The 22,674-nt window shown below is 50.4% G+C and carries 20 protein-coding genes and 1 riboswitch; of the genes, 18 read left to right on the forward strand and 2 right to left on the reverse strand.

The window, feature by feature from the left end:
- Positions 1–171 precede the first annotated feature (171 nt).
- The 4 genes from F4V51_RS01155 to F4V51_RS01170 all read left to right on the forward strand — a co-directional run bounded on the left by F4V51_RS01155 (position 172) and on the right by F4V51_RS01170 (position 3,056).
- Positions 172–1,047 (forward strand): sugar phosphate isomerase/epimerase family protein, encoded by an 876-nt coding sequence (locus F4V51_RS01155; protein ID WP_153976535.1) that lies wholly within the window; start codon positions 172–174, stop codon positions 1,045–1,047.
- Positions 1,048–1,059: 12 nt separating this feature from the next.
- Positions 1,060–1,932 (forward strand): sugar phosphate isomerase/epimerase family protein, encoded by an 873-nt coding sequence (locus F4V51_RS01160; protein WP_153976536.1) that lies wholly within the window; start codon positions 1,060–1,062, stop codon positions 1,930–1,932.
- A 224-nt stretch (positions 1,933–2,156) separates the two neighbouring features.
- Positions 2,157–2,393 carry a DNA-binding protein gene (locus F4V51_RS01165; RefSeq protein ID WP_095293111.1) on the forward strand — a complete coding sequence of 79 codons (237 nt, stop codon included), beginning with the start codon at positions 2,157–2,159 and terminating at the stop codon, positions 2,391–2,393.
- A gap of 234 nt (positions 2,394–2,627) precedes the next feature.
- On the forward strand, positions 2,628–3,056 hold the full coding sequence (locus F4V51_RS01170) for a VOC family protein (protein ID WP_127540525.1): 429 nt from the start codon (positions 2,628–2,630) through the stop codon (positions 3,054–3,056).
- Between the two features lie 80 nt (positions 3,057–3,136).
- Here the strand turns inward: F4V51_RS01170 and F4V51_RS01175 are convergent, their stop codons facing one another.
- On the reverse strand, positions 3,137–3,994 hold the full coding sequence (locus F4V51_RS01175) for a hypothetical protein (RefSeq protein ID WP_153976537.1): 858 nt from the start codon (positions 3,992–3,994) through the stop codon (positions 3,137–3,139).
- Between the two features lie 195 nt (positions 3,995–4,189).
- Between F4V51_RS01175 and ytxJ the strand changes: the two genes are divergently transcribed.
- The 8 genes from ytxJ (at position 4,190) to F4V51_RS01215 (ending at position 14,637) form a co-directional block, all read left to right on the forward strand.
- A complete protein-coding gene (gene ytxJ, locus F4V51_RS01180) occupies positions 4,190–4,729 on the forward strand; it encodes a bacillithiol system redox-active protein YtxJ (protein ID WP_236146672.1) in 540 nt (179 codons plus the stop codon).
- A gap of 290 nt (positions 4,730–5,019) precedes the next feature.
- On the forward strand, positions 5,020–5,097 hold the full coding sequence (locus F4V51_RS29450) for a potassium-transporting ATPase subunit F (protein WP_141236996.1): 78 nt from the start codon (positions 5,020–5,022) through the stop codon (positions 5,095–5,097).
- A 36-nt stretch (positions 5,098–5,133) separates the two neighbouring features.
- Entirely contained in the window at positions 5,134–6,813 is a 1,680-nt protein-coding gene (kdpA, locus tag F4V51_RS01190) for a potassium-transporting ATPase subunit KdpA (protein ID WP_153976538.1), read from the forward strand.
- A gap of 185 nt (positions 6,814–6,998) precedes the next feature.
- A complete protein-coding gene (gene kdpB, locus F4V51_RS01195) occupies positions 6,999–9,053 on the forward strand; it encodes a potassium-transporting ATPase subunit KdpB (RefSeq protein ID WP_153980514.1) in 2,055 nt (684 codons plus the stop codon).
- 262 nt (positions 9,054–9,315) lie between these two features.
- The gene (gene kdpC / locus F4V51_RS01200) at positions 9,316–9,876 is read left to right on the forward strand and encodes a potassium-transporting ATPase subunit KdpC (protein WP_153976539.1); all 561 of its coding nucleotides are present in this window, start codon (positions 9,316–9,318) and stop codon (positions 9,874–9,876) included.
- A 132-nt stretch (positions 9,877–10,008) separates the two neighbouring features.
- Positions 10,009–12,348, forward strand: a complete 2,340-nt coding sequence (locus F4V51_RS01205) for a histidine kinase (RefSeq protein ID WP_153976540.1) — start codon at positions 10,009–10,011, stop codon at positions 12,346–12,348.
- Between the two features lie 47 nt (positions 12,349–12,395).
- Positions 12,396–13,937, forward strand: coding sequence for an ATP-binding protein (locus tag F4V51_RS01210; protein ID WP_236146673.1), 1,542 nt, complete (start codon positions 12,396–12,398; stop codon positions 13,935–13,937).
- A 1-nt stretch (position 13,938) separates the two neighbouring features.
- Complete coding sequence (locus F4V51_RS01215; RefSeq protein WP_153976541.1) at positions 13,939–14,637, forward strand: response regulator; 699 nt, start codon at positions 13,939–13,941, stop codon at positions 14,635–14,637.
- A gap of 109 nt (positions 14,638–14,746) precedes the next feature.
- Here the strand turns inward: F4V51_RS01215 and F4V51_RS01220 are convergent, their stop codons facing one another.
- Positions 14,747–16,048, reverse strand: coding sequence for an alpha-glucosidase/alpha-galactosidase (locus F4V51_RS01220; RefSeq protein WP_153980516.1), 1,302 nt, complete (start codon positions 16,046–16,048; stop codon positions 14,747–14,749).
- Positions 16,049–16,243: 195 nt separating this feature from the next.
- On the opposite strand from F4V51_RS01220, the gene F4V51_RS01225 reads away from it, so the two are divergent.
- From F4V51_RS01225 to F4V51_RS01250, 6 genes are all read left to right on the forward strand, one after another.
- The gene (locus F4V51_RS01225; RefSeq protein WP_153976542.1) at positions 16,244–17,071 is read left to right on the forward strand and encodes an AraC family transcriptional regulator; all 828 of its coding nucleotides are present in this window, start codon (positions 16,244–16,246) and stop codon (positions 17,069–17,071) included.
- Positions 17,072–17,151: 80 nt separating this feature from the next.
- Positions 17,152–17,342, forward strand: a riboswitch (cobalamin riboswitch).
- A 21-nt stretch (positions 17,343–17,363) separates the two neighbouring features.
- Positions 17,364–18,443 carry a nickel ABC transporter permease gene (nikB, locus tag F4V51_RS01230; RefSeq protein WP_236146674.1) on the forward strand — a complete coding sequence of 360 codons (1,080 nt, stop codon included), beginning with the start codon at positions 17,364–17,366 and terminating at the stop codon, positions 18,441–18,443.
- A 1-nt stretch (position 18,444) separates the two neighbouring features.
- Complete coding sequence (gene nikC / locus F4V51_RS01235; protein ID WP_153976543.1) at positions 18,445–19,278, forward strand: nickel transporter permease; 834 nt, start codon at positions 18,445–18,447, stop codon at positions 19,276–19,278.
- A gap of 14 nt (positions 19,279–19,292) precedes the next feature.
- Positions 19,293–20,888 carry an ABC transporter substrate-binding protein gene (locus tag F4V51_RS01240; protein ID WP_153976544.1) on the forward strand — a complete coding sequence of 532 codons (1,596 nt, stop codon included), beginning with the start codon at positions 19,293–19,295 and terminating at the stop codon, positions 20,886–20,888.
- Positions 20,888–21,685: an ABC transporter ATP-binding protein gene (locus F4V51_RS01245; protein ID WP_153976545.1), complete on the forward strand. Its 798-nt coding sequence runs from the start codon at positions 20,888–20,890 to the stop codon at positions 21,683–21,685. The genes F4V51_RS01240 and F4V51_RS01245 overlap by 1 nt, the downstream gene beginning before the upstream one ends.
- Complete coding sequence (locus F4V51_RS01250; RefSeq protein WP_153976546.1) at positions 21,675–22,505, forward strand: ABC transporter ATP-binding protein; 831 nt, start codon at positions 21,675–21,677, stop codon at positions 22,503–22,505. The genes F4V51_RS01245 and F4V51_RS01250 overlap by 11 nt, the downstream gene beginning before the upstream one ends.
- Positions 22,506–22,674 lie beyond the last annotated feature (169 nt).

Genomic DNA, 22,674 nt, shown 5'->3' on the forward strand with positions numbered 1-22,674 from the left:
TAAAAGGATATAAAAAAATGCCTGATTGATATGTGACGGCGACTCATACTTTAGTTATGATGAGGAAGAGTCGAGGAAGATTCGCTTCTCTATCATGGACGTTCATATCATCTGATTATCGGCTCAGACAGTATCCTGTTTTGAAAATACCAATTCACGGGAGGGCATGACATGACATTAACGAACAAGATCGGTGTAATCGTGGATAGCTTCGGCGTAGGTGTGCGTGAAGGGCTGAAAAAGGCCAAGGATGTGGGTGCTGAAGGGGTGCAAATCTATGCAGTCAAGGGAGAGATGGATCCGGAAAATCTGTCTCCCGCAGCACGCAAGGAGCTAAAAAGCTACATCGATTCCCTCGGTCTTGAAATTTCAGCTCTGGTCGGCGACCTGGGTGGTCACGGATTTCAGGTGAAGGAAGATAACCTATGGAAAGTCGAGAAGTCCAAGCGCATCGTGGACCTGGCTCTTGATCTGGGTACCCATATTGTCACGACCCACATTGGCATTGTCCCGCATGACCCTGCCTCAGAGGTATATGCTACGCTGCACGCAGCATGTGAAGAGCTTGGTCAATATGCAAAAAGTGCAGGGGCGTACTTTGCAATTGAGACAGGACCGGAGACAGCAGCTGATCTGAAAGGATTTCTCGATACCCTCTCAACGAACGGGGTTTCGGTCAATTTTGACCCAGCTAACATGGTGATGGTGACAGGGGATGACCCGGCTCAGGGTGTGCGTCTGCTGAAGGACTACATCGTACATACCCATGTGAAGGATGGTGTACGCCTGAAGGAAGTCGACCCAAGGGATGTATACGGTGCAGTGGGGTATGCGCCGATGGATCATGAGAAAATTGCCGAAATGGTATCCTCAGGTACCTTTTTCCGTGAGGTGCCGCTCGGAGAGGGCGGAGTGGATTTTAACAGCTATTTCGCGGCTCTTCAGGAGATTGGTTATACAGGGTACCTGACGATTGAGCGCGAAGTCGGCGATCAGCCTGAACAGGATATCCGCAAGGCAGTTGAATTTATCAAACAATACCGTTAGGGAGCTGAGAAGATGAAAGTGGGCCTGAGTACGTATAGCTTGTTGAACGATTTGAAGTCGGGCGAGATGACGGTTCTGGACGTGATCGACTGGATTGCGGCAAATGGCGGCGAGCATATGGAAATGGTCCCGTACGGCTACACGGTGGAAGATAACCCGGAGCTGGCTGATGCGATTCGGGAGCGTGCCGCTTCCGCAGGCATAGAGCTGTCCAATTATTCGATGCCAGCCAATTTTGTGCAGGAGACGGAAGAAGCTTTTGAGGAAGAAATGGCCCGGGTCAAAAGGCATGTCGATGTCGTGCACCGAATGGGTGTCAAACATATGCGTCATGACGTGACGGCCTTTACCTTGCCGAAAGAAAACATGACCATTGCCTGGTTTGAGCAGCATCTGCCGCTCATGGTTCGGGGAAGCCAGATTATCGCAGACTATGCCGCACAGTTCGGCATTACAACGACGATTGAGAACCACGGCTTCAGTGTGCAGGCGAGTGATCGTGTGCAGCGAGTGCTGCAGGCTGTGGACCGCCCTAATTTTAAAACGACGTTGGATATCGGCAACTTCATGTGTGTGGATGAGAATCCGATAATTGGTGTGATGAAGAATTTGCCTTACGCCTCCCTGGTTCATTTCAAGGACTTTTATTTCCGTCCATTTGATGAACATCCGGGTGGCGGTGATTGGTTCACCACAACTCATGGCAATTTTCTGCGCGGAGCCATTGTGGGGCATGGAGATATCCCGATCCGGAAAATTGTGAAACTGATCAAGGATTTTGGTTACGATGGCAACATTACGGTGGAATTCGAAGGCATGGAAGAGTGTAAGTCCGCCTCCCGGATTGCGATGGACAACCTGCGCCGATTTTGGGAAGAAGCATAAGGCAATCATTCGGTTATATATTTCGGGCCACTTTACTTTAAAGTGGCTTTTTTGGCTGTTTCATACGATTGTATTTGTGCCGACTGATCTGCGAGTGTACTCTCGGTAAAGCTAACATATATTGGTTTTGTGCAAGGATCAAGTGACGAAGATCACAAGTGTGGTATACTGAATCTATTCAGCCTGGAAATATACTGGCTATGGATAGGAGAGATCACTGATCTATGCAGGTATTTGAGGACTGGAATCAGAAAGTGAAGAAGACATTTAACGCCACCAACCCCGAGGTTGTATTGACCGTTTCTGAAGCAGGCACGCTGCTTGGTTTATCAAAAGACCAAATGAAACTGTATGTGGATAAAAACAAGTTAACCAAGGTGCCCATTATGCGAAGCGTGCATCGGTATTTGCTGCTGGAGAGCGAAATTGCCGACATCGTCAAGAAGAACAAATCCATATAGTCCTTATATCAGCCATCTTACCGACACGAGTTCGGTAGGTGGTTGTTTTTTATTTCAATAAATGGAGTATATGCCCCTTATCTCAGGAGAGTCCGGGGATAAGATCGGACCGGTTAGGGTATTGCTTTAAAAGAAGGAAATACCTGCTTGTCAAAGGACAACCTGTCCTATATACTCATGTCGCAAGCGGCAGGAATGGTTGTCAAAACATGAGCTTAAGGAGATGAAGAACGCATGGCGATTAGTTTGAATGTGTATCTTGTAACGGATGGAAACGGGAAGGAAGCAGTGGCGTTCTACAAAGAGGTTTTCAACGCAGAAGTGTTGGCAATTCAGACATTCGGTGAAGGTCCGTCAAGTCCGGATCATCCGATTCCGCCAGAAGCCAAGGATCGCATCATGCATGCTTCTCTGCAGATCGGGGGCTCTGTGCTCATGCTGTCGGATACGTTCCCGGGCATGCCTCATGTCATTGGTAACAACATTAGTGTTACCGTGAATACGGATACCGCAGATGAAGCCAAGCACATTTTCAACAAGCTCGAAGATGGCGGAGAGGTGAAAATGCCAATCCAGGAGACATTCTGGAGCCCGGCATACGGCATGGTTACCGACAAGTACGGCGTTCAGTTCCAAATTAGCTGTACACCTGGCCAAGCATAACCATTTATCTTCGCTCTATTCATAAAAAAAGCAAAGACCTCCACTGCCTGAGTTCATCACGGGCTAGAGGTCTTTTTGGCCTAAACTTGCTTTTGAATCTTGGAAGGATTGTTGATCTTATAGGGCACCGGATTTCGAGTGAGCTTCTTCTTAATGATCTTTGCTTCAAAAGTAAGGACATCCCCGACTTCAAGCTCCTGCTTCTTCATCGTGGCACTATGGCTGGACCAGGCTTCACCAAGTTCAACGTGATCAGGCTCGGTGATGGCCACGCCTTCATAAACGATGACTTCATCATCATTGTCGGAGAAATGGTTTGGAACCGTTGTAAATTCCTTGACGACTGCAGTCATTTTCACTTTGCCTTCAGGCAGGTCAATCTTGACCGATTTCGCCTTGCTTGCCGTCTTCGCCTTCGGTTTCGCTTCACTGCTTGTCCCGCCTTGTGGGCCAACATATTCCTCTACGAGTCCATCCGGGTCACCTTTCAGTCCGGAATGGCTTTCCCCGGCATCGATGTCCATGTCATTCAGATTAGATGGAATATCGTCTGAATCGGATATGGCATCCATGTCGACTGAAGCAGTAACAGCATGAGCTGTGTCCTCTGTCCGGGAACCGTTCAATGGCTCACTCGCCTTATCTGTTTCTGCTGCCGTCACGGGTCTTACATTGTAGCTCGACGCTTGCATCTCTTTCAGATAAGAGGGATGAATGCAGTGTTTCTGTTCATTATCCAGTTGGATGACGGCTGCCATATGATCCACATAACCAATGATGGTACACGGGGTGTTCAGTCCGTTTCCTTTATAGTAGAACGTTTTGAGCTTGGTTGCTTTGCCGGAAAGCAGGCCCCACTCCTGGCACTTTTCAATGAGTTCCTCATCGTTGTCCAGGGGAATATAATGCTGAGGCTCTATCATAAAAGCATATGTCATATCGTGATTCCGCCTTTCCCATTGTTTCTCCATTCATCGTTTCCAATTTACAATCAGTGTATCACAAGTATATACCCGGAGATGCATTTTATAAAAGTCGATCCAAGGCATGCCTATGGTATAATTTGAGAAGAATACAGGACAGAAATTTGTTATAGAACCTTATTATACATATCCTCTGAAAGGATGGTCACCATGGAGAAAAAAGTGAATCCCCAGGCTCTATGGCTTGGGTTAGGTCTAGCACTCGGAGTGAGTATTGGTACGGCAACGGATCAGCTCGCCCTCGGCATTGCTTTTGGCGTGGCCCTTGGCGTCGTGATTGGATCAGTGGTAAGCAAACGGGCGATTGCTGGTACGGAAGATATGTTGACGGAACATGTCCGTGAACTCCGCAGACAGGAAGACTGGGAAGCGGCACTTCAATCTTCGGAAGATCATCCCGTACTCATCCTGAAGCACAGCACCACCTGTCCGATCAGCGCGAGAGCGTACCGCGAGTTTATGGCATTTGTGGGCTCCAACGCTTCTGATCCCAGACAGCAGATGGACTATCATATCGTCAAAGTCATCGAGAATCGCCCGCTCTCCCGCCGCATTGCGGAGGAAACAGAGGTACATCATGAATCACCACAGGTGCTGCTCCTGGATCAAGCGCAGGTCATCAAGCACACATCCCACGGCAAAATCACGAAAAAGAGACTGCTGCAATGGGCACAGAATCCGTTTGGATAAAGATCAGATCACCGATAGACCCGTTTTCTTTCAGCCATTGGCGAAGAAACGGGTCTATTTTTACGTTTTTTTTACACCCTGGCAGGGATTTCTTTACCCCCTTTTTACAGCGTTCAGGTATAAGATTTTACACGTAGCAGGTTGAAAGAACGGTAGAGAGAGGGAGGAAGGGCATATGGTGAGTGATGCTGCGATGATCGGATTGGTTGTGCTGCTGTTCGTGGTGTTCTGGGGTTTCATTAAGTTCTGCGAGAGAGCCTAGGGCTATAGCCAGAGAGGGGAAGGTGCATATGACCGTTATAGGTATTATTGTGCTGGCACTGATGGTCTATCTGGGCTATGTGCTCGTGAAGCCGGAGAAGTTCTGAATCATTTGGATCGCAGATTAGGGAGGAACTATGGATATGGGTAGCGGTTTATTACAAGTGGCGGTCACGCTGCTGATCATCATCCTGCTGGTGAAACCGGTGGGTAGTTATCTGGTCAAGGTATTCGATGGCAAGCGGACAGGACTGGACCGGATCTTCGGTGGACCTGAACGACTGCTCTATCGATTAATGGGGGTTCGGGAGAATGAGTCGATGGGTTGGAAAAAGTACCTTTCAGCCGTGCTCATTTCCAACTTCGTCATGTTGATATTGATGTTTCTGGTGCTGCGGCTGCAGCAGTTTTTGCCGCTCAACCCGGATGGCATCAGCAACATGCCTGCAGCGCAGGCGTTTAATACAGCAGCATCCTTCATGACCAACACCAACTGGCAGTCGTATACGGGCGAGAATGCCCTCTCATATCTGTCACAGATGCTGGCCGTGACGTTCCCGATGTTTACATCGGCGGCAACAGGCTTCGCTGTAGCGATTGCATTCATCCGCGGACTGGTTGGCCGGAAGGATGAACTGGGGAACTTCTATGTCGACCTGGTGCGGTCGATTACACGGATCTTTTTGCCGCTGAGCTTCATTGTAGCTTTATTCCTGGTCTTTCAGGGTGTGCCGCAGACGCTTGCAGGGGCGGTGAACGCGACCACGCTGGAAGGCGGAGAGCAGACGATCACACGCGGATTGGTTGCTTCACTCGAGTCGATTAAACACATGGGTACGAATGGCGGCGGCTGGTTTGGAACCAATGCAGCTCATCCCTTCGAGAATCCAACGGCGCTGGCGAATCTGGTCCACATTGTCTGCATGATGCTGCTGCCCACTGCACTGGTATATGCATTCGGACTGATGGTAAACAACCGGAAGCAAGGCTGGGCATTGTTTGCAGCGATGAGCTTTCTGTTTCTTGTGATGCTCACGACTGTTTTTGTATCGGAGTATCGCGGTGTACCTGCGCTGGATGCCGCTGGTATTCAAGGCAATATGGAGGGGAAAGAGGTCAGGTTTGGGATAGCCGAATCGGCGTTATTCACGGCAGTGACTACAGCTGCGACAACGGGATCCGTCAACAATATGCATGAGTCGCTCACGCCGCTCGGCGGAATGGTGGCACTTGCTGAAATGATGCTCAATAACGTTTTTGGCGGTAAAGGGGTAGGTCTGCTTAACGGATTGCTGTACGTCATTCTGGCCGTGTTTATCTCCGGATTGATGGTAGGACGGACACCTGAATTTCTGGGCAAAAAAATTGAAGGGAAAGAAGTAAAGCTTGCATCGATTGCGCTGCTGATCCATCCCTTGATTATTTTGGCTCCAACTGCGCTGGCGCTTATGCGACCCGAAGCGGTAGCCTCGATTTCGAATTCTGGCATGCATGGCCTGACCGAAGTGCTTTATGCTTTTGCATCGGGTGCTGCCAATAATGGGTCGGCTTTTGCCGGACTGAATGCCAATACGGACTTTTACAATATCGCCATTGGTGTGGTGATGCTTCTGGGAAGGTATATCTCCATGATTGCCATGCTCGCGATTGCAGGATCCCTGGCAACGAAACGAGTAGTTCCGGTAACAACGGGTACACTTCGCACGCATACCCCTTTATTTGCAGGGATTCTGGTGATGATGATTGTGGTGGTCGGAGCGCTCACCTTCTTCCCATCACTGGCGCTTGGGCCGATCGCTGAGCATTTGGCGATGCTCCGGTAACGGGCAGACAGTCTATGAATGAAATAGTAGAAGTACAGCAAGGACGTTGAGCATGGAGGTGCACGAAATTAATGGGTGCTATAGAGCGAAAGAAGGAACACATGGTGGAAGGAACAAGTAACCAAGCAATGGCAGAAACAGACCAAGAAACATACAGACCAAGCGGAAAGGGTGAGGGAAGGGAGATGAATCCCCACCACCAAGGTCCAAGCAAAAAGAGATTAAGCGGGGACATCGTACGGCAGGCCTCTCTGGACGCCTTTAAGAAACTTAATCCGATGGTTATGATCAAAAATCCCGTCATGTTTATCGTGGAAGTGGGTACGTTCATCACGCTGCTCTTATGTATCGATCCGAATCTTTTTACTGTATCGGAAGCGGGACGGGGTTACAACATGGCGGTGTTCCTCATCCTGTTGTTTACGCTGCTGTTTGCCAATTTTGCTGAAGCGCTCGCCGAAGGCCGGGGCAAAGCCCAGGCAGATACCTTGCGCAAGACGAAATCGGATACGACCGCCAAACTGATGCAAAAGGATGGGACAATTCGGCAAGTATCATCGACTCAGTTGAAAAAGGGAGATATTGTCCGCGTGGAAGCAGGAGAACTGATCCCCACGGACGGCGAGATTATCGAGGGATTGGCCTCCATAGACGAATCGGCCATCACGGGTGAATCGGCACCGGTCATCAAGGAAGCTGGCGGAGATTTTTCCTCCGTAACGGGAGGTACACGAGTTACTTCCGACTATATCGTCATGCGGGTACAGACCGATCCGGGAGAATCCTTCCTTGACCGGATGATCTCTCTGGTTGAAGGTGCGCAGCGCCAGAAAACACCAAACGAAATCGCGCTGACCACGCTGCTGGCCGTATTGACCCTGATTTTCCTGATCGTCATTCTGACGATGGTTCCGATGGCGAGTTACCTGGGCATTCGTCTTGATTTGGCGACACTGATCGCCTTGCTGGTTTGCCTTATTCCTACAACAATAGGCGGCCTGCTGTCCGCAATCGGGATTGCCGGAATGGACCGGGTCACGCAGTTTAACGTGCTTGCGATGTCAGGGAAAGCGGTGGAAGCGGCAGGGGATATTGATACGCTGATTCTGGATAAGACCGGAACAATTACGTACGGAAATCGCATGGCCTCCGAGTTCATTCCCGTTCAGGTTGTGACTGTGCAGGAGATGACCCGGGCAGCGCTGCAGGCCTCGGTTCGTGATGAGACGCCGGAAGGACGCTCCGTGGTGGAGCTTGCAGGCAAGCAGGGTGAGCGCTGGCCTGAGCAGGAATATGCAGATGCGGAAAGTGTGGAGTTTACCGCCGAGACCCGTATGTCAGGTCTCAATCTCGGCAGCGGAATGCAGATTCGTAAAGGCGCAGTCGATGCCATCAAGCATCATATTGCCTCCCGGGGTGCACGAATTCCTGCGGATCTGGATGACATCTCCAATCGCATTGCCAAGGCCGGAGGAACTCCCCTTGCCGTTGCGATCGATGAAAGGATTTACGGTGTAATCTATTTGAAGGATACAGTGAAGCCCGGTCTGAAGGAGAAGTTTGCCGAGATGCGGTCAATGGGCATCAAAACGATCATGTGTACAGGCGACAACCCTCTTACGGCAGCTACGATTGCACTGGAAGCAGGCGTGGATGACTTTATTGCCGAAGCGAAGCCGGAAGACAAGATTGCTGCAATCAAAAAAGAGCAGCAGGCAGGCAAGCTCGTTGCCATGACTGGCGACGGCACCAATGATGCGCCTGCCCTGGCGCAGGCCGATGTGGGCCTGGCGATGAATTCGGGTACCATGGCGGCCAAGGAAGCCGCCAACATGATTGACTTGGATTCTGACCCGACCAAGCTGCTGTCGGTGGTCTCCATTGGGAAACAGCTGCTGATCACACGCGGCGCACTGACCACCTTTTCGATATCGAATGATATTGCGAAGTACTTTGCCATTATCCCGGCGATGTTTATTATCGCCATGCCGCAGCTTCAATCGCTGAATATTATGAATCTGGCTTCACCGCAATCGGCCATTCTATCAGCATTGATCTTTAACGCAATCATCATCCCGCTGCTTATTCCGATTGCGATGAAGGGCGTAAAGTACCGGGCCATGTCTGCCGAGCGGCTGCTCGGACGAAATGTATTGATCTATGGCGTGGGTGGCGTGATCGTGCCCTTTATCGGGATTAAGCTGATTGACCTGATCCTTTCGGGGCTTCATCTGGTGTGACACTAACTCATATAAATTGGACTCCCTTTTACACGAAAACGAAGAGGGCAGAACAAATCTGGAGAAGCGAAGCATTCGCCTAAAAGCTTTCTGCAAGAAAGCTACTTCGGAAGCCTAAGCTTATCCCCATATTTTCACCTTGTGAACTTTAATCAAAAAAATCTGGGGGTAAGAGCGATCGGAAGGTTGTTCTGACCACGTAGTGCGATAGTGTAACAAATTGATTCAAATTGACAAATAATGAATTCAGGATGTGACTGATATGAAGACCATACTGCCTGCCATCCGCTTGTCTGTTGTTCTTATGTTGATCTGCGGCATCGTGTATCCGCTGGTGACGACTGCTGCGGCACAGCTGCTGTTTCCAGCAGAAGCGAATGGGAGCCTGATAACCCAAAACGGGAAAGTGATCGGTTCATCCCTGCTTGCACAGGAAGTAAAATCCCCGGCCATGTTCCAACCCCGTGCATCCAACGCGAGTTATGACCCGACGGCGTCGGTAGGCTCCAATCGGGCTGTAGCTTCAGCAGAGTATATTGGTGAGATGAAAGATAAGATTGCTCAGCTTAGACAGGAAAATCCGGCACTGCAGCAGATTCCTACCGATCTGGTGACTGGTTCGGGCTCAGGTCTGGATCCTGACCTTTCGCCTGAAGCTGCAAAAGCACAAATTCCGCGAATTAGTCAGGCAACGGGTCTGAGTGAGCAGCAGCTCGTAGAACTTGTGGAAGCGCATGTTCAAGGGCGTCAGCTCGGCATATTCGGCGAGCCTCGTGTCAATGTGACTGCACTGAATCTGGCGCTGACAGCAGAGCTCAATTAGCCTGCAGAAATATATCTGAGCTCAAGTCAAAAGCGGCATGGATTGCCTTATCTATCATTGGCCTTCTTCCGGATTTCGGAAGGGGCTTTCTCCATTTTCGATAAATTGGGAGTGGAAAGGAGACATCAACGAATGCACGAAAGCTTCAAGCGCAGATCAGCCGAGGACCTCCTGAAGATGATTACGAAGCTGCAGCAGGGCACGCTCACCATCTATATCGGTCCGGTCAGCGGTTCTGGCAAAACCTATCATATGTTAAGAGAAGGAAATACGCTGCGCCAGCAAGGCATTGATGTGGTGATCTGCGCGGTATCGACCATGCAAAGACCCGAAACCGTGGAACAGCTCGGTGAGCTTGAACGGATACCGAGTATTCACTGGTACCGTCAGAGAGATGGCATGGAGATGAAGGATCTCAATATAGATGCTCTGCTGGAGCGCAATCCGGAAGTGGTGCTCGTTGACGGACTGGCGCATAGAAACCGCGAGGGCGCTCTGCATGCTACGAGGCTGGAGGATATTCAGTATCTGCTGAAACACAACATCAGTGTGATCACAACGGTAAACGTCTACGAGCTGGAAGGGTATACCGAACTGGCCCGTAAACTTACAGGTATTGCGGCAGATTATACCGTTCCTGCGGGGACACTTGAATTGGCTGACGAAGTGAAGCTGATCGATGTGACACCGGAAACGGTTTTGACCCGGCTTGCCGAAGGACATTTGAAGGGGTATGAGGGAGAGGCTTTGTTAAGGCAAGGCAACCTGGGCATTTTACGGGAACTGGCGCTGAAGCTCGTTGCCGAAGGAGTCAATGAATCCCTGCGTGAACACCGGGAAGAGATGGGCATTACCATGACAACAGGCATCATGGAACGGGTGCTGGTGTCGACCCAATATCATTGGAATGGATCCATTTATATTCGGAGAGGGCAGCAGATTGCGAAGAGACTGAATGGTGATTTATGCGTGGTCACGTTCCGCGATATGAAGAAGGCATTAACCAAGGAAGCCACGGTATTTCGCCGAAACATGATCAAGCTGGTGGAGAAATTCGGAGGAGCATTCGAGGAATTGCCCATGACGCATCGTCGCAGGATTCCATCCACCTTGGCACGTTATGCTGCCAGGCAGCAGATTACGCGAATTGTGATGGGTCACTCACGTCATACCCGCTGGCAGGAGTTATGGCAAGGTTCTGTCATCAACTCGCTCCTGCACAAGCTGCAGGGGGTAGACCTGTTCCTGCTTGCAGATCGAACCGAGCTGGATGGAGAACGAGTACTTCCCGCAAAATTGCCGGATACCCGCAGCACAACCTATCGCAGATTAAGCGATCAAGAAGTGAAAAAACAGATCGGCCAGATTCAGCGAGGCAAATTCAAAGTATACATCGGTGCAGCCCCGGGTGTAGGTAAAACCTATATGATGCTGCGGGAAGGCAACGATCTGCTCCGCAAAGGCATTGATGTTCGAATCGGCCTGCTGGAGACGCACAACCGGGCCGAGACCATGGAACAGATCGGACAGCTGCTTGTCATTCCACGGGATCATCGGACATATCAGGGAGTAGCATTGGAGGAGATGGATACGGAGGCTATTCTTCGCCTTTGTCCGGAAGTAGTGTTGGTGGATGAACTGGCCCATACCAATGTGCCCGGAAGCGTAAGGAAAAAACGTTACGAAGATGTGCTTCATCTGCTCGATGCAGGGATCTCGGTAATCACGACTGTTAACGTGCAGCATCTGGAAAGCCTGAACGATGCCGTAGAGCACATTACGGGAATTCGGGTCCGGGAGACGGTACCGGATCAGATTCTGCAAATGGCAGATGAAGTGCAGTTAATCGATGTTGCACCCCAGGCCTTGCGGCAGCGCATGCGGGAAGGTAAAATCTATGCAGCAGCCAAGGTGGAGCAGGCACTAGCGAATTTTTTCCGCATCGGTAATCTGATTGCACTGCGGGAACTTGCCCTGCGTGAACTGGCCGATGATGTGGATGAACGGCTGGAAGCGAAGGAGCAAAAAAGTGCGCTTCGGGGACCTTGGCGAAGACAGGAAGCGGTCTTTGTCTGTGTAAGCAGTGATAAACATGCGGAGCGGTTAATTCGCCGTGGTTTTCGCACGGCCTATCGGTTGAAGGCTGTATGGCATGTACATCATGTACATGTAGGCAGGGCAATGAGTGACGAAGTTAAGGATCAGCTGGAGGCCCTGGAACAGCTAACCGTCCGGCTGGGTGGGGAATTTCATATTCATTACAGTGAGAAACTGAGGAAAGTATCAAGTATTTTGGCAAGCAAGGCAGCGGAGGAAAAAGCAACGCAGCTGGTGGTTGGTCAAGCGAAGAGGCTTTGGTGGCTAAATGGCTATCGTGGTGCCGGATCGGTGGTCAATCGGCTGGTACGGCTGTCCAGACATATGGATGTATTAATAGTTGCAGATTACGATTATGATCCAAGCGGGATGTGAACAGTACTGTGCCTGAACGAAACACAGAAGAGAGGGGAATTCCTCGGTTGCACCGAGTTCCCCAATATGTATGGGTAACCATTGGCATTACCTTGTTAACCCCACTGCTGCATGTCATCGGCATGAGTAGTGATCTGGTTAACGTCTCACTCATTTACCTGTTTCCCATTTTGGTGAGTGCCGTTTACTGGGGATTGGGCCCTGCAATCTACGCAGCGAGTCTTAGCGTAATCATGTTTGACTTCTTTTTTGTACCTCCGAATCTCAGTTTTACCGTTGCGGATCTGCGATATATTTTTTCCTTTATTGTGTATTTGGCCGTAGCGGTGTTAACAGCCACCCTTTCCAGTCGCTTGCGTCAGCAGCTGGATATGGTTAGGAAGCGTGAAGCCACTACCAATTCATTGTATGCGCTCAGCCGCCAGATGACGGCTGTCACGGATCTGGATACACTGCTCCATCATATTGCGAAGCAAGTATCACATACACTGGGTACCCAGGCTGCCGTATATTTGCCTGATGCTCATGATGAGCTGAACGTAACGGCATCTGCCGATGACCTGGGAACTGCAGTCTGGGGTGGAGAGGAATCAGAGATCGCGATTGCCAAGTGGGTGTACAGGAATGGCGAAACTGCGGGGAGAGGTTCTACCAGCCTGCGGGAATCCTCCGGTCTATACGTTCCCTTGCGTACGGAAGATCAGATACACGGCGTGCTTGCCGTCCGTATGGAGGCCCGTGATATTCAGGAGCAGCGGGAACAGCTGCAATTGCTGGAGGCCTGTGGAGGGCTAGCTGCCAGTGCAATTGCTCGCGTCAAACTGGCAGAGGAAGCAAGGGTTGCACAGATGACTGCCGAATCAGAGCGCATTCGCACGGCTTTGCTGGACTCTGTGTCCCACGAACTGCGGACGCCCTTAACGACGATCATTGGATCCGCTACAGGATTGATCGAGAATGACGCTATATTTACCCCGGAAGATCGGAAGGAGCTGACGGGCAATATTCGGGATGGTGCCATGCGCATGAACCGACTGGTGACCAATTTGCTGGGCATGGTGAAGCTGGAGAGCGGCATGCTGCAGCTGCGCAGGAAATGGTGTGACGTTGGGGACATGATCAGCGTGGTGTTAACCCAAGTAAGGGAATTCAGCCAGCATCGGAGTATTCGTGTGGATTTGCCGGACCAACCGTTATTTATATGTGGAGATGAAGTGCTGCTGGAACAGGTGCTGATCAATGTGGTCAGCAATGCGATTAAATATTCCCCTGACTATAGCGAGATTGTCCTCACAGTTACGAGGGATGAGAGAAATGCCAGGCTGACCATTGTGGTAGCGGACAATGGCGTGGGTATTCCCGATGTGGACAAGGAGCGGATTTTTGAAAAGTTTTACCGATCAGAATCTTCTCGTCATGTGACGGGCACAGGACTGGGACTGGCTATATGCAAAGGGATCGTTGAGGTTCACGGAGGGACGATTAGAGCAGATTCCAATCCGGGAGGCGGAACAAGAATGAACATCAGTTTGCCCATGGAAGCGTCGGAAGCATTATTTCCCTATAGAGGACAAGGAGAGGTTGAGTAACATGACGGCATCGCAAGGGGCACGCATATTGGTTGTAGATGATGAACCACAGATTCGCAAACTGCTGAAGGTGACCCTGCAGGCTCATCAATTCGAGATTCATGAATGCGCTGATGGCGACGAGGCTGTCATTCAGGCGAGCATCGTTCATCCGGACCTGATCATCCTCGATCTGGGTCTGCCGGGGATGTCCGGGATGGATGTGCTGCATCGGGTCCGCGAATGGTCTCAGGTGCCCATTATTGTGCTGACGGCGAAGGAGCGCGAGGAAGACAAGATTGCTGCGCTTGACGGTGGAGCCGATGACTATGTAACGAAGCCGTTTGGCATGGGTGAACTGGTTGCCCGGATTCGGGTTGCACTTCGCCATGTGGCGAAGACAACAGATGAACCTGTACTGCGTTTTGGAGCCCTCACTGTAGATCTGGCACAAAGGCAGGTGGAGCTGGACGGGTTGCCGATCAAATTAACACCCACAGAGTACGATATGCTCAAGGTTCTGGCTTCCAACGCCGGAAAGATCATTACCCAGCGCCAGCTGCTGCAGCAGGTATGGGGCGGGCATCATCATGAATCCGACAGTCACTACCTGAGGGTTTACGTGGGTCATCTGCGCAAAAAGTTAAAGGAAGACCCTACGCAGCCACGATTCATCCAGACCGAGCCGGGAATTGGCTATCGCTTTTTGCTTCAGGATTAGTATGAAATTGTAACAAGCATACCCATTAGAAAAGCGCCGGAGCCTCCTGGATTTGCAGAGGCCTTCGGCGCTTTTCTAATCATCAATGAAATACAAATGATCTTTTGCTTTAGGATGTATATTTCGGCAGCCAATCCCCATGAGCCTCGATCAGTTCATCGCACATGGCCACGATGTCATCAATGGACAGCTCGGCAGCAGTGTGTGGATCCAGCATGGCAGCATGATAGATATGTTCCTTTTTGCCCGTCATGGCCGCTTCAATTGTCAACAGCTGCGTGTTGATGTTGGTGCGGTTTAGTGCTGCCAGCTGTGGAGGCAGGTCGCCAATGTATGTTGGGCTGATTCCGGACCCGTCCACCAGACATGGCACCTCGACACAGGCTTCACGAGGCAGGTTGGTAATCAGGCCGGTATTCATTACATTACCGCCGATTTTGTATGGACGGTTCGTTTCCATAGCTTCCATGATGTGCGAAGCGTATTCACGGCTGCGCGTATGTTCAATATGTTCACTGGCAAACAGCTTCTCGCGCATTTCCTTCCATCCTTCAATCTGATTCACACAGCGGCGCGGATATTCATCCAGCGGGATGTTGAAGCGTTCGATCAATTCCGGATAATTCCGTTTGATAAAGTATGGATGATACTCGGCATTGTGCTCGGAGGACTCCGTTACGTAATATCCAAAACGATTCATCAGCTCGAAACGCACCATATCATGATGCTGCTCCTTCTGTTTCTCCCTCGCCAGACGTTTAATCTCCGGATACAGATCCTGGCCATCTCTCGTTACTTCCAGCAGCCAGGCCATATGGTTGATTCCTGCCACTTTTGCAACTACGCCTGTCTGATCCATTCCCAGTGCTTCAAACAGGTGAGGCACGCATACCTGCACGCTGTGGCACAGACCTACCGTTTTGATCCCTCCATGCACGTTCATGACATTGGTCAGGACGGCCATCGGGTTGGTGTAGTTCAGGAACCAGGCGTCAGGACACACTTCCTGCATGTCCCGGGCAAAGTCGAGCATGACCGGAATGGTACGCAAATTACGGAAGATACCGCCAATGCCGAGGGTGTCAGCAATGGTCTGACGCAGTCCGTATTTCTTCGGTATTTCGAAGTCCGTAATTGTACATGGATCATATCCGCCCACTTGAATGGCGTTAATCACATATTTGGCACCGCGCAGTGCTTCTTTGCGGTCTGTGTATTTTTTTACGGAACAACGGCTTCCAAGAGAACGGCCCATACTGGTCAGCAGTCGCTCCGAATCATTCAGCCGTTCGGCATCGATATCAAACAAGGCCAATTCAAAATCCTGCAGTGCTTCGGTCATCATGACGTCACCTAATACATTTTTGACAAAAACGGTGCTGCCTGCACCGAGAAACGTAATTTTGTTCATCACAAGTCCAGCCTCCCTGAATAATGGTGTACCCCAACTATAGGCCGATCCGGCTTATATAACTATGGCTCAACCTCACCCATATATGGCATAATCCCATTTTTGGTCCCGCTTTCAGCTGATATTTAACCAATATACCTGTTATAATCTAAAGTAAGACACATGTTGATGCGGAAGAAGAGAAGGGGTGAGAAGGTGAGTCCAATCGAGATGAACGTGGTGCCCATGGACTGGACACAGATGGAGCTGGTGCTGCTATTTTTCGGCTGGGAGAATTGTGATCCGTCTCATTATTGGGGTCCGGGGGTACGAGATTCCTATGTGGTTCATTACATTCATGAGGGACGGGGAACCGTTCGTATGGAAGACAGGGAGTACCATTTGACGCAGGGTCAGGGCTTTGCCATTCTGCCGGGTACGATCATTCATTATGAGGCCGATGCGAATGATCCTTGGACATACTCCTGGTTCGGATTTAAGGGCGTACATGCCAAGACATTCATGCAGCGGGCAAACCTGAGTCCAGCATCCCCTGTATTTGAAGCTAGCGATCCAGAGGTAATGGATGGTTTATATGAAAACATGGTTCAGGCCACATTGCGCAATGGTGGAGATGTATTCAGCCAGAGCCTGCTGTACCGATTAATGGCTGAACTGATCTCCTCCTCCCCTGATGAGGACAAGCCACAGAGGCCTCTTTCCACCAAGGATGAATACATCAGGCAAGCCGTTCAGTTTATGGAGAACAGGTACAGCCAGAAGACGTCCATCCTTGATATTGCGCAGTCCGTGCGTCTGGATCGTACGTATCTGTCCGGTCTGTTTAAGGAGAAGTACGGGAAGTCGCTGCAAGCCTTTTTTCTTGAATACCGGATGAATCGCGCAGCAGAGCTGCTGCAGAGTTCAACGCTTTCGGTCAGTGAGGTTGCCCACTCCGTGGGGTATACGGATCCGCTTTTATTTTCCAAGATGTTTAAGCGCGTGACAGGAGTCTCCCCGAAAGGTTCGAGAGAGCGGGAATAGGCTGACGAGCTGTTTCAAATTTGAATAAATGCTTTGATCATTATCTGTGAGCCAGCTATACTGGTACAGAATGCATTTCAATTGAATATGTGGAACTGGGTGCTATACCTTCGGGTAGAAGCTTAATAGGGAAGACCGGTGTGATGCCGGCGCGGTCCCGCCACTGTAACAGAGGAGTCATGCAGCGTTATGCCACTGGTTTAGGCCGGGAAGGTGCTGCAATGACGAGGATTCTGGAGCCAGGAGACCTGCCTAGTTTAACAACACAGTAGTACCTACGGGAGATAGGAAGGTGTTTAGAGAGCATGATTTTTTCTGGAAATCTGTTTATTTAAGACGTCCTTATCCGGTACTAGCGGAGAGAGACGTCTTTTTTGATATGCATGGACAAGTCATGTACGGGGTTGGAGATTGGGGAGAGGATGTCAGACATGTGAGTAGATATATTGTGAAAAGATTCATTCAGCTGGCAGCCGTGTTATTCGGCATTTCGTTTCTGACGTTTCTGCTGACTTATCTGTCTCCGGGGGACCCGGCAAGGCTTATGCTCATGTCTACAGGGGTCACACCGTCGGACGAATTGGTACAGCAGGTGCGTGTCCAGCTGGGACTGGATCAGCCGTTTTGGATACGCTACGGAAGCTGGCTGGGACAGGTGCTTACCGGAGACTTCGGAACGTCCTATAAATACGACAGGCCTGTGCTCGACATTCTGCTGTCCAGGCTTCCAGCCACGCTTCGGCTAACAGGAAGTGCCCTGGTGCTGGTCATTCTGATTGCGTTTCCACTGGGCATTTTGTCCGCCGTCTACAGAAACAACGTGCTGGATTACGTCATACGCCTGTTTTCGTTTGCCGGGTTGTCCATGCCCAGCTTCTGGCTTGGGATGCTGCTCATGCTGGTGTTTGGCGTACAGCTCAAGCTGCTGCCCGTCATGGGGAGTTCGGGCTGGAACAGCCTGATATTGCCTGCATGCACACTGGCGTTACCTCTAATCGCCCAATATATCAGGCAGATCCGTACGGTCATTCTGGAAGAGATGTCCCAGAACTATGTCACGGGGGCCAGAGCCAGAGGAGTGAAGGAGAGAGTCATTATGCTGCAGCATATTTTACCCAATATATTATTGCCCATCGTTACGCTCATGGGCATGTCCACAGGCGCCCTGCTCGGAGGGGCAGCCATTGTGGAAAGTTTGTTCGTATGGCCGGGTGTAGGGCAGATGGCGGTGGATGCCATCTTTACAAGAGACTATCCCCTGATTCAGGGCTATGTCATCTGGATGGCAACCATCTATGTATTGCTGAATCTGATGGTTGATCTCTGGACACATCTGCATGACCCGCGGATTCGACTGGACGTGGATGTCTAAAATGAGAGAATTTAAGCTTATTTTGACACAGCATCGCTGGTTCACGTTTCTATGTTCACTGACCCTTCTCTGGGTCATTCTCGCCATGATTGCGCCGCTGCTCGCACCGCATGATCCACTGGCAACGAATTTTGCCAAGGTGCTGCAGCCAGCCAGCTCGGAATATCCGCTTGGAACTGATCAGCTTGGACGCTGCGTGTTATCCCGTATCCTTTACGGGGCCAGGACGTCGCTTCTGCTTACATTTATGATGATCGGAATTGTGTTTGTGCTTGGTGTAGCCATTGGTGTTATCGCGGGTTTTGCCCGTGGGCTGACAGATACAGTGCTGATGCGGTTATCCGATACGCTGATGGCCTTTCCAGGATTAATCTTCGCTATCGCAGTAGTGGGGATGCTGGGGCCAGGCCTATTTAATACGGTAATTGCCCTGGCGGTTGTTTGGTGGGCGAAGTATGCACGACTGGCAAGAAGTCTGGTGATCTCGCTTCAGCAAAAGGAGTATGTCGCGGCGGCCGCCTTCAGCGGCGCGCGGAAGATTCAGATCATCACCAGAACCATCCTGCCCAATATGCTGTCTCCTCTCATCGTCATGGCGATGATGGATGTGGGCGGCATGATGTTATCGATCTCAGGCCTGTCCTTTCTCGGGCTGGGTGCTCAGCCTCCTGAACCGGAGTGGGGGGCGATGCTGAATGAAGGCAGACGATATTTGCAGACAGCTCCGTGGCTGTTGATTTATCCGGGACTTGCGATTTTTTGCACGGTGATCATTTTTAATTTGCTGGGCGACAGTCTGAGGGATGTGCTGGATCCCAAGAAAAAGGCGGCTTAACAGGAGGAACGGGAATGAATTCGAGATATGGAAAAACGCTAACGCTTACCGTACTGTCATTATTGGTTTTATGTATTATCGCGGCATGTGGCCAAACCACAACAAGTACCTCCACCTCATCATCATCTGGCGAAAAGGCGGCTGAGGCTGATAAAGGCAGTGCAGGTACACCGACGCATCTGAATGTAGCGCTATTCTGGCTTGGTAGTAATCTGGATCCGGCAGAGGAGTGGAACGGCTGGACCCTTACACGGGCAGCAATAGGAGAGACCCTGATTCAGTTTGACGAAAATATGAAATTGGTACCGAAAATTGCGGATAGCTGGGATCGTATTGATGATACGACATGGCATTTTCATATCCGGGACGGCGTAACGTTTCATAACGGAAATAAGGTCACAGCAGATGCGGTGAAGAAGTCCATTGAACGTTCCATGGAGCTGAATGAGAGAGGGCAATCGACCTTGCCGGTGGCTTCCATGACTGCAGAAGGCCAGGATCTAACCATCAAAACAACGGAGCCTTATGCCTCCCTGCTCGGCAATATTGCTGAACCCTTGTTTGTGATTGTGGATACGAGTGCAGATACATCCCAATTCAAGAGTGAACCTATCGCCACAGGTCCATTTATGGTAACAGGATATACCCCGGATCAGGAGATTCAGGTGAAAAAGTATGACGGATACTGGGACGGGGCAGCCGATGTGGATACCATTACATTCAAATATATCAAGGATGACAGCACACGTGCCCTTGCACTGCAATCGGGTGAGATTGATGTAGCCAGCAACGTGGGACGAAGCAGCTTGGCATTATTCCAGGATCAGAGTCAATATACGATTGATGAAATCCCGAGCCTGCGTACGCAGTTTGTATGGTTTAATACGCAAAATCCGCTGCTGAGTGAGCCGGACGTACGACGTGCAATTTCATATGGCATAGACCGCGAGATGTATGCAAACACACTGGTGGGCGGCCAGGCGGCCAAAGGACCGTTTACCTCGGCTCTTCCTTTTGGCTACGATCAGGTGAAGGGGTATGACTATGAACCGGAGACAGCCAAGAAGCTGTTGGATGAGGCTGGCTACAAGGATGCGGATGGGGACGGTATTCGGGAAAAAGACGGACAAAAGCTAACGCTTCAATTGATCCTCAATTCAGCTTACGAATCGGACTCCATTGTGGCTGCTGCAATGCAGTCCCAGCTCAAGGAAATTGGAGTTAATCTGGAAATGACCTCTTACGAGGACCTGACTGATCACCAAAAAAGCGGGAACTACGATTTGGCGCTGACCAGCATTAATACAGGGATTACCGGAGATCCCCAGTATATTCTCGACTTTTATTTCAAAACGGGAGCGGAGTGGAACATCGGTGGATACAGCAATCCGAAGCTGGATGCGGTGATTCAGCAGCTGCATTCCGAATTCGATGTGGAGAAAAGATATGAACTGGCTGCAGAAGCCCAGCAGATGATTCTGGATGATGCGGCATACATGTTTATTACCTACACTCCAATTAACATTGTCAGCAAGAGCACCGTACAGGGTGCAACGATGTATCCGATTGACTTTTATCTCCTGGATCGCAATATCCAGGTTGGGCAATAATGAGCGCTTTACTGGGTGTAGACCGCCTTTCTGTAGTGTATAAGAGCGGTTCACCTGCACTGCAGAATGTTTCGTTCGCAATGAATGCGGGGGAGATTATCGGAATCGTGGGCGAGAGCGGAAGTGGTAAATCGACGTTGCTTCGAGCTTTGCTCGGCATGCTTCCAGACGGTGGGCAGTATGCCGGGGGAGACATTGTTTTTCAGGGGAAATCGATATTTAGTCTTTCGCAGAAGGAATGGGGCAGCATACGCGGCAAGCGGATAGCTATGGTTTTTCAGGATAGCGGTTCTTATCTGAATCCCATCCGTACAATAGGAAGTCAGTACATCGAGGCGATCCGTACACACGTTGATCTATCGAAGAAAGCTGCCTATGCCATGGCGGTGGACATGCTCTCACAGATGGGGCTGGATGACCCCGAGCGTATGATGAGCATGTATCCCGGCCAGCTTAGCGGAGGCATGAAGCAGCGAACAGCAATTGCCATGGCGGTAACGATGGAGCCAGAACTGCTGCTTGCCGATGAACCGACCAGTGCGCTGGATGTAACCACTCAGGTTGAAGTGATCAAACGATTGACCAACCTTCGGGCAAGTCAGGGAACAGGGATGATCATTGTGACGCACAATATTGCCGTTGCTGCCCATATGGCAGACTACATCGGTGTGATGCAGAATGGGTTACTGGTTGAGTTTGGACAAACTTCAAGCATGATTACAAGTCCACGTCATGCTTATACCCGCGGATTGCTAGCTGCAGTACCTGAATTGGAGGGGAATACGGATGATAGATGAGGGGATACCCGTTCTGGAAATGAGGAATTTAAGTAAAACCTACGAATCCAGGGGCCAGGGAGCGCATGCAGCATTGCAATCTATCAATCTGAAGCTCTATCCGGGTGAATGTCTGGGAATTGTAGGGGAGAGCGGAAGTGGCAAGAGCACCTTGGCCAAATGCGTGACCCATCTGGAAAAGGCAAGCTCCGGGCAGATCATCTATCGTCAGCAGGATATTACTTGGATAAGGGGAGAGGCCTTGCGGCAGCAGCGCAAGCAGATTCAGATGGTTTTTCAGGAACCTTCGGCAATTTTCAATCCCCGCATGAGGGTGGGATCGTTTATTCTTGAGCCTTTATTGAACTATAAACTGATCAAGCGCAGGCAGGGGGAAAAGGAAATTCATCGTTTGCTGGAGCTGGTGGGATTGCCTACTGCCATTGCTGACAAGTATCCACACGAAATCAGTGGTGGGGAGCAGCAGCGAGTGGTTATTGCGCGGGCGATCGGAGTGCAGCCGGATGTGATCATTTTTGATGAGGCTACCTCGGCTCTCGATGTTTCCATTCAGCAGCAAATATTGAATCTGTTGGTCCGATTGCGTGAGGAGACAGGGATTTCATGTATCTTCATATCGCATGACCTGGCTGTGGTGCAGCAGGTTAGCGATCGCACTGCGGTCATGTACAAGGGTCAAGTCGTTGAGGTGTTAGAAAGTGCACAGCTAACGCGTGCATCCAGTCATCCCTATACACGAAACCTGATGGCTTCGGTGTTGTCGGTGAAAGAGATCAAGGATAAGATGCGAGAGTATGCCCTTCATGGCATTACGGGCTAAGTTGGTACAGTGTATTGTGGTCTTTATAATTAAGCGAAGAAAAAGGATTATTCCGGGTCATGGTGATGACGGTCGGAGTAATCCTTTTACTGTATAAGGACTATATGAAATGATGAACTGCTGTTGAAAAATACTACAATATGCGCAGACCGGTGATCAAACCGATCTA

The sequence above is a fragment of the Paenibacillus xylanilyticus genome (genome assembly GCF_009664365.1).
Classification (GTDB): domain Bacteria; phylum Bacillota; class Bacilli; order Paenibacillales; family Paenibacillaceae; genus Paenibacillus; species Paenibacillus xylanilyticus_A.

What these genes read in the sequence shown, in the direction of transcription:
- F4V51_RS01205 (WP_153976540.1), top strand. Translation starts at nt 10,009, where the DNA reads ATGCACGAAAGCTTCAAGCGCAGATCAGCCGAGGACCTCCTGAAGATG.
- F4V51_RS01155 (WP_153976535.1), top strand. Translation starts at nt 172, where the DNA reads ATGACATTAACGAACAAGATCGGTGTAATCGTGGATAGCTTCGGCGTA.
- F4V51_RS01220 (WP_153980516.1), bottom strand. Translation starts at nt 16,048, where the DNA reads ATGAACAAAATTACGTTTCTCGGTGCAGGCAGCACCGTTTTTGTCAAA.
- kdpB (WP_153980514.1), top strand. Translation starts at nt 6,999, where the DNA reads ATGAATCCCCACCACCAAGGTCCAAGCAAAAAGAGATTAAGCGGGGAC.
- kdpA (WP_153976538.1), top strand. Translation starts at nt 5,134, where the DNA reads ATGGGTAGCGGTTTATTACAAGTGGCGGTCACGCTGCTGATCATCATC.
- F4V51_RS01215 (WP_153976541.1), top strand. Translation starts at nt 13,939, where the DNA reads ATGACGGCATCGCAAGGGGCACGCATATTGGTTGTAGATGATGAACCA.
- F4V51_RS01165 (WP_095293111.1), top strand. Translation starts at nt 2,157, where the DNA reads ATGCAGGTATTTGAGGACTGGAATCAGAAAGTGAAGAAGACATTTAAC.
- F4V51_RS29450 (WP_141236996.1), top strand. Translation starts at nt 5,020, where the DNA reads ATGACCGTTATAGGTATTATTGTGCTGGCACTGATGGTCTATCTGGGC.
- F4V51_RS01160 (WP_153976536.1), top strand. Translation starts at nt 1,060, where the DNA reads ATGAAAGTGGGCCTGAGTACGTATAGCTTGTTGAACGATTTGAAGTCG.
- kdpC (WP_153976539.1), top strand. Translation starts at nt 9,316, where the DNA reads ATGAAGACCATACTGCCTGCCATCCGCTTGTCTGTTGTTCTTATGTTG.
- F4V51_RS01245 (WP_153976545.1), top strand. Translation starts at nt 20,888, where the DNA reads ATGAGCGCTTTACTGGGTGTAGACCGCCTTTCTGTAGTGTATAAGAGC.
- nikC (WP_153976543.1), top strand. Translation starts at nt 18,445, where the DNA reads ATGAGAGAATTTAAGCTTATTTTGACACAGCATCGCTGGTTCACGTTT.
- F4V51_RS01175 (WP_153976537.1), bottom strand. Translation starts at nt 3,994, where the DNA reads ATGACATATGCTTTTATGATAGAGCCTCAGCATTATATTCCCCTGGAC.
- ytxJ (WP_236146672.1), top strand. Translation starts at nt 4,190, where the DNA reads ATGGAGAAAAAAGTGAATCCCCAGGCTCTATGGCTTGGGTTAGGTCTA.
- F4V51_RS01250 (WP_153976546.1), top strand. Translation starts at nt 21,675, where the DNA reads ATGATAGATGAGGGGATACCCGTTCTGGAAATGAGGAATTTAAGTAAA.
- F4V51_RS01170 (WP_127540525.1), top strand. Translation starts at nt 2,628, where the DNA reads ATGGCGATTAGTTTGAATGTGTATCTTGTAACGGATGGAAACGGGAAG.
- F4V51_RS01240 (WP_153976544.1), top strand. Translation starts at nt 19,293, where the DNA reads ATGAATTCGAGATATGGAAAAACGCTAACGCTTACCGTACTGTCATTA.